A 12,727-nucleotide genomic window follows, 5' to 3' on the forward strand; every position below is an offset into this window, starting at 1 on the left:
TCGCTCAGTAGCGCGGGGCGCCCCGGCCGCGCTGGACCGCCGGGCCGCGCCGGTCCCGGGCCCGCCAGCAGCCGCTGTGCCAGTGCCGACGGTCGGTGAGATCGCCCAGGCCGTCCGCCGGCCAGGCCACCAGGTGCGCGACGCCGGGCCGGATTTCCTGGTTGCAACCGGGGCAGCGGTACGTCTTGACCGACGCACCCGCGCCGATCCCGCGTACCTGCCAGGCGCCGTCGGTCCACTGCTGCACGGAGGCGACACCCTGCCGGACGCGGTCGTCGTCCAGGTTGGCGTTCTCGTCCCGGCGAGGGCGGTTGCGACGGGGGCTCACAGTCACCAAGCGTACGGTCCGATCGGTGGGACGCCCCGGCGCGGTCACCAGGTGGCAGGCTGGTCCAGGTGTTCGGCGACCTGCGCTGCGCCCAGCACGGCCGCCGCGTCGGCCTCGGTGAACCCCTGGTACGGCGACCCGAAGTTCGCCGTCAGATGGGCCTTCGGAAAACCGAGCAGTTCGAGGTACCCGCCCTGCGGTTGGCGATAGGCAGGTATGCCGTCGATCGTCCAGTTCCCCTTGGTGCGGCTTTCGGTGACGGCGGCATAGCCCAGCTCGACCTGAAGCCCTGGCACGGTGGTCCTGGCAACCGTCAGCACAACGGTGACCTCGGTCGGAAGCCGTTCCGTGCTCACCTCGCAGCCGGTGATCCGGGCGCCCGCCGGCAGCGCGCTGAGCCGCAGCGGGCCTCCGCACTGGTACGCCTCGTTCAGTCGCAACGCGGCAGCCACGTCGAACAGGTCCCGTTGCTCCTTGGCGAGCACGCTGGCCCGGGCGTACACCCCCGGGACGGGCTGCCAGCGTCGCAGCCAGATCGGCACACCGTTGAGTCCCTCGTCCCGCGTTACCGATCCGTCGAAGGCGCCGTTCCTGAGTGACTCCGGGACCATCCCCGTCACGCCCTGGGCGCTCCTGTGCAGTGCGTCAGCCGACGCGGCCAGTTCCAGGGTGATCGTCCGCCCGCCCACGTCGAGTTCTGCTCGCTCTACGCCGTCCTGCACCGACCAGTTGAGGTACCGAGGCCCGCTCGGGGCGAACCCGAAGTGCAACACGCCCGCGTCCGCGCCGACCAGGTCGGGTCGCGCGGCCGCGCCCGGTACGCCGTCGGCGCGGGGCGGCACAGCGCGCACGACGACGCCGGCCGCTTGGTCCGCCGGCACGACACCGTCCTGTTCCGAGCCGCCAAGGTGCACCGAGCCTACGGCCACGCCCACGCCGAGCAGGGCCACGACGCTGAGCGCCGCCCCGGCGGTGGCCCGACGGCGGCGGACCCGGGCGCGGCCCCGGTTCACCGCGCCGGCCATCAGCCGGTCGGTGTCCACGGCACCCTCGGCGCGTTCCCGCAGGGTGTGGACGATCCGCTGGTCGAGGTCGGTCACGGCCGGCTCCCGTTCGTCGTCGGGACGCCGCAGCGCTCCCGGAGGTTGGCGAGCGCCCGCATCGCGTGGGTGCGGACGGTGACCGGCGAGCAGTTCAGGATCTGCGCGATCGTCGCGTCGTCGAGGTCCTCGTAGTAGCGCAGCACGAGCACCGCCCGCTGGCGGTCGGGCAGGCCGAGCACCAGGCGCCACATCTCGTCGCGGTCGGCCGCCTCGCCGCCGAGGTCGCCACGGTACGGCCGGTCGGCGAAGGTGTCGGTGGCCAGCTCACGGTTCGACCGGCGACGCCACCAGGAGATGTTGGCGTTGACGAGCATCCGTCGGACGTACACGTCGGGCCGGTCGACCCGGGCGATCTTGCGCCACTGCACGTACGCCCGGGCCAGCACCTCCTGGGTGAGGTCCTCGGCCCGGTGCTCGTCACCGGTCAACAGTCGAGCCAGCCGGACGAGAGCCGGGCCTCGGCTGCCGACGTACTCCTCGAAGGTCACACCATGCAGACGCGGCCGGGACGGTCCGGCGTTGACCGGGTCAGCGGTGCGAGTGGTCGCGGAAGCCCCGGCGGGTCTTGCGGCCCAGGTAGCCGGCGGTGACGAGGTGCTCCAGCAGTGGCGCGGGCGCGAAGCCCGGCTCGCGCAGCTCCAGGTACAGCTCCCGCTGGATGGCCAGCGCGACGTCCAACCCGACAACGTCGAGCAGCTCGAACGGGCCCATCGGGTAGCCGCAGCCCAGCTTCATGGCGTGGTCGATGTCGTCGGCCGTCGAGTAGCTGGCCTCCAGCATCTTCACCGCGTCGTTGAGGTACGGGAAGAGCAGCGCGTTGACGATGAACCCGGACCGGTCGGCGCAGACCACTCCGATCTTGCCCAGCGCGGCGCAGACCGCCCGGGCGGTGGCGGTGGTCTCCGGGGAGGTGCGGATGGTGCGGACCAGCTCGACCAGCGGCATGACCGGCGCCGGGTTGAAGAAGTGCAGCCCCACCACGTCGGCCGGCCGGTGGGTGGCCATGGCCACGTCGATCACCGGCAGCGAGGAGGTGGTGGTGGCCAGCACGACGCCCGGCTTGCAGATCTCGTCGAGGCTGGCGAAGAGCGCCTTCTTGACGCTCAGCTCCTCGACCACGGCCTCGACCACCAGGTCGACGTCGGCGAGGTGGTCGAGCGTCGCCGACCAGCTGATCCGGCCGAGCGCGGCGTCCCGGTCGGCCTCGGCGAGCTTGCCGCGCACGACGCCCTTGTTGAGCGAGGTCTTCACGGCCTCGCAGACCGTCGCGGACTTCTCGGCGCCCCGGGTCACCGAGACGACCTCGTAGCCGGCCTTCGCGAAGACCTCGATGATCCCGGTGGCCATCGTTCCAGAACCGACCACGCCGACCTTCGCGATGGCGCGGGCCCCGTCGCCGAGCGCGGCCTCGGTGGCCGGCGGGGTCGCCCCATCCGGTACGACCACGGGCGAGCCGGGCCGCTCGTAGGTGTAGAAGCCCCGGCCGGACTTCCGGCCGAGCAGCCCAGCCGTCACCATCTGCTTGAGCAGCGGCACGGGAGCGTGCCGGCGGTCCCGCCCACCGCGGCGGTACATGGTGTCCAGGATCTCGTACGCGGTGTCCAGGCCGATGAGGTCCATCAGCGCGAGTGGGCCCATCGGTAGGCCGCAGCCGAGCTTCATGGCGGCGTCGATGTCCTCCCGGGTCGCGTAGTGCGACTCGAACATGCCGACCGCGTGGTTGAGGTAGCCGAAGAGCAGCGCGTTGGCGATGAAGCCAGCCCGGTCGTTGATGGTGACGTCGACCTTGCCGAGCCGGGCGCAGAGCGCCTCGACGTCGGCGACGACCTCGGGCGCGGTGACCACGGTGCGGATCACCTCGACCAGCTTCATCACCGGCGCCGGGTTGAAGAAGTGGATGCCGATGACCTGGTTGGGTCGGGTGGTGGCCACCGAGATCTCGGTGACGCTCAGCGACGAGGTGTTGGTGGCCAGGATGGTCTCCGGCCGGCAGACCCGGTCCAGCTCGGCGAAGATCCGCTGCTTGAGGTCGAGGTGCTCGGGCACCGCCTCGATGACCAGGTCGACGGAGTGCAGGGCGTCCAGCCCGACGGCGAAGTGCACCCGCTCGTGCAGGGCGTCCCGGTCGGCCGCGGCGAGTTTGCCCTTGGCGACCGCCCGATCGGTGGAGGCGGTGAGGGTGGCCCGGCCGCGCTCCAGCGCCGGCTCGGCGATCTCGACCGCCACCACGTCGATGCCGTTGCGGGCGAAGACCTCGACGATGCCGGCACCCATGGTGCCCAGCCCCACCACGCCAACGGTGCTGAACTCGCGCGCCACGACCGGCCTCCCCAGACAGTCCGCACGACCACTGAACGGCCGCTAAGGTTATGCGCGCGAGTCTGCCACGTGACGCTCGGTTGTCGAGACGCCGTGGCATATTTCACCCACGACGCCGCCGGGTGTGCGGTTGGGGGGCGACGGTCAGGCCGCGGGGCCGGTCAGCGCCAGCAGCTCCGCGACGAACTCCGCCGGCCGCTCCAGGTGCGGGCTGTGCCCGCATCCGGGCAACACCACCTCGTGGTACGCGCCGCCGGCCGCCGCGTACCGCTCCAGCACCGCCCGGGTCTGGCCGATCATCGGCTGCGCCGGGCACGCCTCCTCGCCGGGCCAGCCGGGCACCACACCCAGCGAGCCGAGGTACGCCAGGTCGAACAGCGAGGTGTCCGAGACGATCACGTCGGCGTCGCCGCGTACCCAGGTGACCGGGGGTTTGTCGGCGACGGCCACCAGCTCGTCGGCGAGCCGGAAGAAGGTCGGCGCGAGCGCGTTGAGCACCCCGCGCTCCCCCGGCGCCATGCCCGGCCACCTGTCCGAGGAAGCGGCCGTGCCGGGGTAGTTGTCGTCACCGGTCGCGGTGGAGAGCAGCGTGTCCAGCAGCAGGTCCTCGTCCGCTCCCAGGGACGCCGGATCGGCCACATAGGTGGCCCGGAGCACGGCGCGCGGGCTGGTCGGCGCATCCGCGCTGCGATCACCGGCAGCTAGCCGGGCGACGAAGTCCGGGTTGGCCGTACCGGCGCCGGTCCCGGCGAAGTCGGCGGTGGTCGGCGTGCCGACCAGGTCGCGGGTGCCACCGAAGCCGTACGGGGAGACCGGCGCGGCGAGCAGCAGCGCGCCCACCCGGTGCGGGTGGTCGACCAGCAACCGCATCGCCACGCCCCCGCCGAGGGAGTGGCCGACCACCACCGGGCGGGCGTCGGCGTCGCCGAAGAGCGTCGGGTCGTCCAGCAGGGCGGCCACGTCGTCGGCGAAGTCCCCCAGGCCCCGGGTGGCGTCCACCGGGGCGGTGTCGGAGTCACCGTAGCCGCGCAGGTCGGGGGCGACCACGCGCAGCGTCGCCGGCAACCGCCGTACCAGCGGCTCCCAGAACAGCGCGGACGAGCAGTTGCCGTGGATGAGCAGCACGGGCGTGCCGTCCGGCGGGCCGGCCACCCGTACCGCCTGGGTGATGCCGTTGGCCGTCACGGTCCGCTGCTCGGTCTCCATCCGCGGCATGCTGCCACGCCGGTGCGCGGCGGTACAGGCGGCCGGCGCCCACCCGGCGACCGTTCGTGATGTGGTCTGCCGCCACGGGTCCGCGGGCCGGTCAGGGGCGGCCCTGTCCGCTCAACGGCGTGCCCGGGGCGGAGCGGCCAACGGCAGTGGCAGGGTCGGCCGGATGTCGCGCCGGGACGGGCCGAAGTCGAGCCCCACCGGATCGGTGTGCGCCACGCCGGGGTCGAATAGGCGCAGCTCGGTGCGGCCGAGCCGGATCACGTCGCCGTCGGCGAGGAGTTCCTCCTCGGTGATCCGACGGTCGTTGAGCCACGTGCCGTTGGTCGAGCCCAGGTCCCGCAGTGACGGGCCCTCGGACGCCAGCCACACCTCCGCGTGCCGACGGCTCAGGTGCGGGTCGTGGACGACCACATGGCTGGTCGGTGCTCGACCGATCACCTGAGGCTCGACCCGCAGTCGAAAGCTCGCCCCGCGCATCGGCCCACCTGCCACCGTCAACAGCGGCATCAGTTCCGGATGTTCCTCCATGGACAGTCAGCCCTCCACCCACACCGTCACTCCGCGCGTCAGCCTGCCACCAGACGGTAGTCGTCAATACCGACCGGCCGGTCAACTCCTCGCTACTGCCCGGCCAACTCCCGCTCCACGGTTCGGGCGGACGGCATCTGACGCAGAGGGCCTGACCTGCCCTGATCAACGAGCGGGTGGGTCGATGCGACTTCCGTCCCGCCGGCCCGAATCGCGCCCTACCGATGAGTAATCTTCGGGTCTAGACTTCCGCCATGACGGCTGTGCAGCTCCCGGGCAACCCGGTCATCGAGGCGGGCCAACTGGTCAGCACCAGCCCGGCCACCGGCGCCGAGGCCGGCCGCCTCCCCGTCGCCAGCGAGCTCGACGTGCGGCAGGCCGTCGAGCGCGCCCGCGAGGCAGGCGTCTGGTGGGCCGGTCTGGGCTTCACCGGCCGGCGCGAGCGGCTGCTGCGCTGGCGCGCCCTGCTCGCCAAGCGCATCGAGCAGCTCGCCGAGCTGGTGCACGCCGAGGGCGGCAAGCCCGTCGCCGACGCCATCGTCGAGATCGTCACCGCCATCGAGCACGTCGACTGGGCCGCCCGCAACGCCGGCCGCGTGCTCGGCCCCCGCCGGGTGCGGTCCCGGCTCATCCTCGCCGAGTTCTCCGGCCACCTCGAATACCAGCCGTACGGCGTCGTCGGCGTGATCGGGCCGTGGAACTATCCCGTCTTCACCCCGATCGGCTCGGTCGCGTACGCCCTCGCCGCCGGCAACGCCGTGGTGCTGAAACCGAGCGAGTACACGCCAGCGGTCGGCCAGTGGTTGGTGGACAGCTTCGCCGAGGTCGTCGGCGAACAGCCGGTGTTCACCGCCGTACACGGGTTGGGCGACGTGGGCGCGGCGCTCTGCCGCTCCGGGGTGAACAAGCTGGCCTTCACCGGCTCCACGGCCACCGCCCGGAAGGTGATGGCCGCCTGCGCCGAGACGCTGACCCCGGTGCTCATCGAGGCCGGCGGCAAGGACGCCATGATCGTTGACAGCGATGCCGACCTGGACGCCGCCGCCGAGGCGTGCGTCTGGGGCGGCATGACAAACGCCGGTCAGACCTGCATCGGCATCGAGCGGGTGTACGCCGTCGACCCGATCTTCGACGCCTTCGTCGACAAGGTGGTGGCGCGCGCGGGCCGGCTGACCGTCGGGCCGGAGGGCGCCGACATCGGCCCGATCACCATGCCCAGCCAGGTCGACGTGATCCGACGCCACATCGACGACGCGGTCAGTTCCGGCGGGCGTGCGGTGCTCGGTGGCCCCGGTGCCGTGCAGCCGCCGTACGTGCACCCGACCGTGCTGGTGGACGTACCGGAGGATTCGGCCGCCGTCCGCGAGGAGACCTTCGGGCCGACCCTGACCATCAACCGGGTCCGTGACGCCGACGAGGCCGTCACCAGAGCCAATGCGCTGCCGTACGGCCTCGGTGGTTCGGTCTTCGGCCGGCGCCGCGCGGTGGCCATCGCCCGACGGCTGCGCTCCGGGATGGCGTCGGTCAACTCCACGCTGACCTTCGCCGGGATGTCCACCCTGCCGTTCGGCGGGGTTGGCGACTCGGGCTTCGGGCGGATCCACGGCGAGGACGGTTTGCGCGAGTTCGGCCGAGCGAAGGCGATCACCCGCCGTCGGGCCCGGTCGCTGCTGCCGTCGATGACCTTCGAGCGGACCCCGACCGACGTCGACCGACTCGTCAAGGCCGTCAAGATGATGTACGGGCGCTGACTCCTCAGAAGAGGGTCAGCTCGTCCTTCACGATCCCGCGCAGCCGGTCGTAGTCGACGACCACACACCGGATGCCCCGGTCGGCCGCCAGCACCCGGGCCTGCGGCTTGATCTCCTGCGCGGCGAAGACCCCGGCGACCGGGGTGAGCAGCGGATCGCGGTTCATCAACTCGAGATAGCGGGTGAGCTGCTCCACCCCGTCGATGTCGCCACGCCGCTTGACCTCGACGGCCACCGCGCCGGAGTTGGCGTCCCGGCAGAGCAGGTCGACCGGGCCGATCGCCGTCATGTACTCGCGGCGGACCAGTGTGTAGCCCTCGCCCAACGTGCCCGGGTTGGCGGCCAGCAACTCCTGCAGGTGCGCCTCCACCCCGTCCTTGCGCAGGCCGGGATCAACCCCCAGCTCGTACGACGTGTCCTGGAAGATCTCATCCAGGGTGATCCGCAACTCCTCGCCGGCCTTGTTGACCACCCGCCACACACCGGGGGCCTCCTCCAGCCGACACGGCGGGCTCATCCAGTTCAACGGCTTGTACGCCCGGTCGTCGGCATGGATGGACACCGACCCGTCCGCCTTCACCATCAGCAGCCGGGTGGCCAGCGGCAGGTGAGCCGAGAGCCGTCCGACATAGTCCACCGAGCACTTCGCAATGACCAACCGCACCCGACGAGGGTAGCCGAGCACCGGACGGTCGCTGGCAAGCGGCACTGGCGCGTCGGTGCGATGCTGAGACCGTGCTCGAAGTCCTCACCGGTACCGGTCTCGCCGCCTCGGCGGGCCTGAACGCCTACATCCCCCTGCTCACCCTCGGTCTGCTCGCGCGCTACTCCGACCTGATCGACCTGCCCAGCGGATGGACGTGGCTCGGCAACGGCTGGGTCATCGTCATCCTGGCCGCCCTGCTCGCCGTCGAGATGGTGGCGGACAAGGTGCCGGTGGTCGACCACGTGAACGACGTGGTGCAGACCGTCGTCCGGCCCACCGCCGGTGGCCTCGCCTTCGGCGCCGGGTCATCGTCGGAGACGGTGACGGTGAGCGACCCCGGGAGCTTCTTCTCGTCGCACCAGTGGGTGCCGGTGGCGGCCGGCGTTGTGCTCGCATTCGGGGTGCACCTGCTCAAGTCCGCCGCGCGGCCGGTGATCAATGCGACCACCGCCGGGTTCGGCGCTCCGGTGGCCAGCACCGCCGAGGACGCCACAAGCGTGGTGGTCTCCCTGGCGGCGATCATCCTGCCGGTGCTGGTGCTCGCCTTCCTGCTCGGCCTGGTGGCATTCACCTTCTGGTTCGTACGTCGACGCTCCGAACGCCGCCGGGAGCGCCAGGCGGCCCGCGCCGCGGGCTTCCGCGTCTGACGGGCCAACGGGCCACGGTGATCCCGCCGGGTCCCGACATGCCGCTGGCCGGCACCCATAACGGGTGCCGGCCAGCGGTCGGTTTGACGTGGTGGTGCGGTGGTGCGGTGGTGCTGTGGTGGGTCAGCTGTTCCAGTGCTGGTGCACCAGGTCGGTGGCCTGCTGCTCCCACTGGGCGTACGCATCCGGGTACGCCGAGACCTGCACGGTCTGCGCGGCGTCGGTCAACGCCATGTCCTGCCACCCGTCGACCTGCCGCAGGCCCTTCAGGAACGCGGTGGTGGAGTAGGCCGGGTCGGTGATCTGCTCCGGCGTGCCCCAACCAGAGGACGGGCGCTGCTGGAACAGGCCCAGCGAGTCGTGGTCGTTGGCGTCACCCAGGTGGCCCAGGTTGTCCAACTTCGATTCCTGCAGGCTGGTGGCGATCGAGATGACCGCGGCCCGCTCGGGCAGACCGGCCTTCTTCGTGGCGGCGATGATCGCCTTGGCGTTACCGGTCTGCTCACCGTTCAGGGTGATCCGGGACTGCTCACCCTGAGGCTTGGGGGCCTGGACCGCGACCGCGACGGGCTTGCCGTCGACGGGGGTGGCGGCGTGGGCGGCGACCGGACCGGCGAACACACCACCGGCGAACGCGAGACCAGCAACGGACAGCACACTCTTACGCATGATCGTGTTCATGGGGGAAGCTCCTTCGGGGGTAGAACACCCAACCGCCAAGGGGGGAACGGCGAGCCGGGTGCGAGCACCTCGTCCGGGCGCATCAGAAAAGTCTTCGGGGGGGGTCGACGCCTACGGTGGCTCAGCGCCGGGACCGGCAACCTACGGCGGCCCAGCGCCGGGACCGGCAACCTCCGGCGGCTCAGCGCCGGGACCGGCAACCTCCGGCGGCCCAGCGTCGGGGTCGGCGACCTACGGGCGGGCGGCTCGTGGCGCCGGGGTCGGCGGCCTCCGAGAGGGCTCGTGGCGCCGGGTCCAGATGTAACGACCGGCGGGCCGCCGTCATTCCGGGCGTGGCCCATCCCGTCGCCACCCTCATCCAGGTGGTCCGGGGGGGGTCGTTCGTGGGGACTGTAACGACCGGGCGGGGGCCAGCATTCCAACCAGAGACCGGTCAGGCCGGCGAGCCGTGGTGCTGCGATCGTCAGGGTATGTAACGACCCCCGGCCGGCCATCATTCCGGCCGGCGAGTGCGCCCGACCACACCCCAGATCGCAAACCCGACATCATTGGTCAGGCCGCCTGATCAGGCGGGCGTCACGCGCCGACCTGCCGGTGATCGACTCACTCGACCCCGGATCGACCACCGCACCGGTACGCAATCCGATCGGAGTCGACAAAACCCGTGATGCCACCCAGGCATATTTATGCCACACAGGCATCACACACACCACAGCGACCGCCACCGGACCGACTCCCGACGCCGAGCACAGTCACCCCGCCCCGAACACCCGAGCACCCGCCGCACTCAGCCAGCGGGCTGGGCAAGCCCGCGGACGGTGACCAACCGACCGGGAACGGGCAGGCGCGCCACACCCGCACGAACGGCGACCACCGACCGGGGTGGGGCCCGCCGTGCCCGGCGCAGGGATCAAGCCTGACCGCCCGGAGCCGGGCACGGCGGGCCCCACCCCACCCCCCACGAACCCCGGCGGCGGATGCCCCCTCCCACGGACCCGACGCCACACTCCGCCGACGGACATCAACCCGGCACCCAAGACAAAAGCCTAGAATCGGGCAGAGAGCCAGAGGAGGCCGGCATGACCGCAGCCATGGAGATGCCCCGAGTTCAGGAGTGCGTGGTCGCAGCCTGCGCGTACAACGACAGCGGCGACTGCCACGCCTTCGCCATCACGATCGGCAGCATGGACCACGCCCACTGCCACACCTTCGTCGAGTCACCGGTCCGCGGCGGCGCGGACGGCCTCATCGCCCAGGTTGGCGCCTGCCAGCGCTCCGACTGCCGGCACAACGAGCAGTTGGAGTGCCACGCCGCGTCGATCCGGGTCGGCCCGGACAACGACATGGCCGACTGCATCACCTACGACGGTCGGTGACCTGCCAGATCCACCGGTTCAGGGCAGGTCGTTCGCGGAACGGATGACCGTCACCAGGTCGTCGATGATGCCGGTGAGGGCGAAGTCCTTCGGGGTGAAGACCCTGGCCACCCCGGCGGCGCGCAGCGTGTCGGCGTCGCCGGCGGGGATGATGCCCCCGACGACCACCGGCAGATCCGCTCGGCCGGCGGCGCGTAGCCCGTCGAGCACCGCCGGCACGGCGGCCAGGTGCGAGCCGGAGAGCACGGAGAGCCCGACCAGATCGACGTCCTCCTCCACGGCGGCGGCGACGATCTGCCCGGCGGTCAGCCGGATACCCTGGTAGACGACCTCGAAGCCGGCGTCGCGGGCGCGTACCGCGATCTGCTCGGCGCCGTTGGAGTGCCCGTCCAGGCCGGGCTTGCCCACCAGCAGCCGCAGCCGGCCGCTGCCCAATTCGCGGGCGGTGGCGGCGACACGCTCGCGGACGGCCGCGAGGCCCGGGTCGCCGCCGGTCGCGGTGCCGCCGGCCAGCCCGGTGGGTGCCCGGTACTCGCCGAAGACCTTGCGCAGCGCGCCCGCCCACTCGCCGGTGGTCACGCCGACCCGCACGCACTCCAGGGTGGCGGGCATCAGGTTCGCGGTGGTCGCGGCGTCCGCCCGGAGCCGGGCCAGGGCCGCGTCGACGGCCGCGGCGTCCCGATCGGCACGCCATCGGCGTACGGCGTCCGCGGCCGCGGCCTCCACCGCCGGGTCGACCTGCTCGACGGCTTCCGCGCCGGCGGCGGTCAGCGGGGAGGGCTCGGTCTCGGCGTACCGGTTGACCCCGACCACGACATCGGCACCGGACTCCATCCGGCGGCGGCGCTCGGCCAGCGAGGCCACCAGCGCGCTCTTGAGGTAGCCGGTCTCCACGGCGGCGACCACGCCACCCAGCTCCAGCACCGTGGCCAGCTCGACGCGGGCACCGGTGACAAGCTCGTCGACCAGCGCGGTCATCACGTGCGAGCCGGCGAAGAGGTCGGGGTATTCGAGCAGGTCCGACTCGTACGCCAGGACCTGCTGCATCCGCAGCGACCACTGCTGGTCCCAGGGGCGGGGCAGGCCGAGCGCCTCGTTCCAGGCGGGTAGTTGCACCGCGCGGGCCCGGGCGTCGCGGGACATCGTGACGCCGAGCATCTCCAGCACGATGCGCTGGATGTTGTTCTCCGGTTGCGCCTCGGTCAGGCCGAGCGAGTTGACCTGCACGCCGTAGCGGAACCGGCGCTGCCTGGCCTCGGTGACGCCGTACCGGTCGCGGGTGATCTCGTCCCAGAGCACGCCGAACGCGCGCATCTTGGCGATCTCCTCGACGAAGCGCACCCCGGAGTTGACGAAGAAGGAGACCCGCTGCACCACGTCGCCCATCCGCTCGGCGGGCACCTGGCCGGAGTCGCGGACGGTGTCGAGCACGGCGACGGCGGTGGCCAGCGCGAAGCCGACCTCCTGCACGGGCGTGGCGCCGGCCTCCTGCAGGTGGTAGGAGCAGATGTTGACCGGGTTCCACTTCGGCATCGTCGTCAGCGTGTGCGCGATGACATCGGCGGTGAGCCGCAGCGATGCCGCCGGCGGAAAGATGTACGTACCCCGGGACAGGTACTCCTTGATGATGTCGTTCTGCGTGGTGCCGGCGAGCATCGAGGGGGTCCAGCCCTGCTCCGTCGCCACCGTCCCGTAGAGGGACAGCAGCCACATCGCCGGCGCGTTGATGGTCATCGAGGTGTTCATCTCGGCCAACGGGATGCCGTCGAAGAGCGCCCGCATGTCACCGAGGTGGGCCACCGGCACGCCGACCCGGCCGACCTCACCGGTGGCCAGTTCGTGGTCGGGGTCGTACCCGGTCTGGGTGGGCAGGTCGAAGGCGACCGAGAGACCGGTCTGCCCTTTGGCGAGGTTGCGGCGGAAGAGGGCGTTGGTCGCGGTGGCCGACGAGTGGCCGGCGTAGGTGCGCATGACCCACGGGCGGTCCCGCTCGGGCAGCCGCCCCGGGTATGCCTTCTCGTCCATGGCCAGAGTCTAAGTTACCGTTCAGTAAAACGGGCTGTGGAAAACCAC

The 12,727-nt window shown here is 71.7% G+C and carries 12 protein-coding genes; 3 read left to right on the plus strand and 9 right to left on the minus strand.

Going from position 1 to position 12,727, the window contains the following annotated elements; translation table 11 throughout:
- Positions 1–4 precede the first annotated feature (4 nt).
- The 6 genes from ACLJN9_RS13610 to ACLJN9_RS13635 all read right to left on the minus strand — a co-directional run bounded on the left by ACLJN9_RS13610 (position 5) and on the right by ACLJN9_RS13635 (position 5,493).
- Positions 5–328 carry a hypothetical protein gene (locus tag ACLJN9_RS13610; protein ID WP_232233999.1) on the minus strand — a complete coding sequence of 108 codons (324 nt, stop codon included), beginning with the start codon at positions 326–328 and terminating at the stop codon, positions 5–7.
- Between the two features lie 44 nt (positions 329–372).
- Positions 373–1,428, minus strand: a complete 1,056-nt coding sequence (locus tag ACLJN9_RS13615; RefSeq protein WP_410811609.1) for a hypothetical protein — start codon at positions 1,426–1,428, stop codon at positions 373–375.
- Positions 1,425–1,919: a SigE family RNA polymerase sigma factor gene (locus ACLJN9_RS13620; protein WP_410811610.1), complete on the minus strand. Its 495-nt coding sequence runs from the start codon at positions 1,917–1,919 to the stop codon at positions 1,425–1,427. Before ACLJN9_RS13620 ends, ACLJN9_RS13615 begins: the two co-directional genes overlap by 4 nt.
- A 40-nt stretch (positions 1,920–1,959) precedes the next feature.
- Positions 1,960–3,750 carry a 3-hydroxyacyl-CoA dehydrogenase family protein gene (locus ACLJN9_RS13625; protein WP_410811611.1) on the minus strand — a complete coding sequence of 597 codons (1,791 nt, stop codon included), beginning with the start codon at positions 3,748–3,750 and terminating at the stop codon, positions 1,960–1,962.
- A gap of 144 nt (positions 3,751–3,894) precedes the next feature.
- Entirely contained in the window at positions 3,895–4,965 is a 1,071-nt protein-coding gene (locus ACLJN9_RS13630; RefSeq protein ID WP_410811612.1) for an alpha/beta fold hydrolase, read from the minus strand.
- 111 nt (positions 4,966–5,076) lie between these two features.
- Positions 5,077–5,493: an FHA domain-containing protein gene (locus ACLJN9_RS13635; RefSeq protein WP_410811613.1), complete on the minus strand. Its 417-nt coding sequence runs from the start codon at positions 5,491–5,493 to the stop codon at positions 5,077–5,079.
- Between the two features lie 254 nt (positions 5,494–5,747).
- On the opposite strand from ACLJN9_RS13635, the gene ACLJN9_RS13640 reads away from it, so the two are divergent.
- Positions 5,748–7,244 carry an aldehyde dehydrogenase family protein gene (locus ACLJN9_RS13640; protein ID WP_410811614.1) on the plus strand — a complete coding sequence of 499 codons (1,497 nt, stop codon included), beginning with the start codon at positions 5,748–5,750 and terminating at the stop codon, positions 7,242–7,244.
- Between the two features lie 4 nt (positions 7,245–7,248).
- On the opposite strand, the gene nucS is transcribed toward ACLJN9_RS13640, so the two are convergent.
- The gene (gene nucS / locus ACLJN9_RS13645) at positions 7,249–7,908 is read right to left on the minus strand and encodes an endonuclease NucS (protein ID WP_410811615.1); all 660 of its coding nucleotides are present in this window, start codon (positions 7,906–7,908) and stop codon (positions 7,249–7,251) included.
- Positions 7,909–7,979: 71 nt separating this feature from the next.
- Between nucS and ACLJN9_RS13650 the strand changes: the two genes are divergently transcribed.
- The gene (locus ACLJN9_RS13650; protein ID WP_410811616.1) at positions 7,980–8,597 is read left to right on the plus strand and encodes a DUF4126 domain-containing protein; all 618 of its coding nucleotides are present in this window, start codon (positions 7,980–7,982) and stop codon (positions 8,595–8,597) included.
- A 123-nt stretch (positions 8,598–8,720) separates the two neighbouring features.
- On the opposite strand, the gene ACLJN9_RS13655 is transcribed toward ACLJN9_RS13650, so the two are convergent.
- Entirely contained in the window at positions 8,721–9,278 is a 558-nt protein-coding gene (locus ACLJN9_RS13655) for a hypothetical protein (RefSeq protein ID WP_410811617.1), read from the minus strand.
- Between the two features lie 1,079 nt (positions 9,279–10,357).
- On the opposite strand from ACLJN9_RS13655, the gene ACLJN9_RS13660 reads away from it, so the two are divergent.
- Complete coding sequence (locus ACLJN9_RS13660) at positions 10,358–10,654, plus strand: DUF1540 domain-containing protein (protein ID WP_410811618.1); 297 nt, start codon at positions 10,358–10,360, stop codon at positions 10,652–10,654.
- An 18-nt stretch (positions 10,655–10,672) separates the two neighbouring features.
- Here ACLJN9_RS13660 and ACLJN9_RS13665 read toward each other — a convergent pair whose 3' ends face one another.
- Complete coding sequence (locus ACLJN9_RS13665; protein ID WP_410811619.1) at positions 10,673–12,679, minus strand: protein meaA; 2,007 nt, start codon at positions 12,677–12,679, stop codon at positions 10,673–10,675.
- Between the last annotated feature and the right edge of the window lie 48 nt (positions 12,680–12,727).

It is taken from the genome of Micromonospora sp. 067-2 (assembly GCF_046549295.1).
In the GTDB taxonomy this organism is placed as follows: Bacteria; Actinomycetota; Actinomycetes; order Mycobacteriales; family Micromonosporaceae; genus Micromonospora.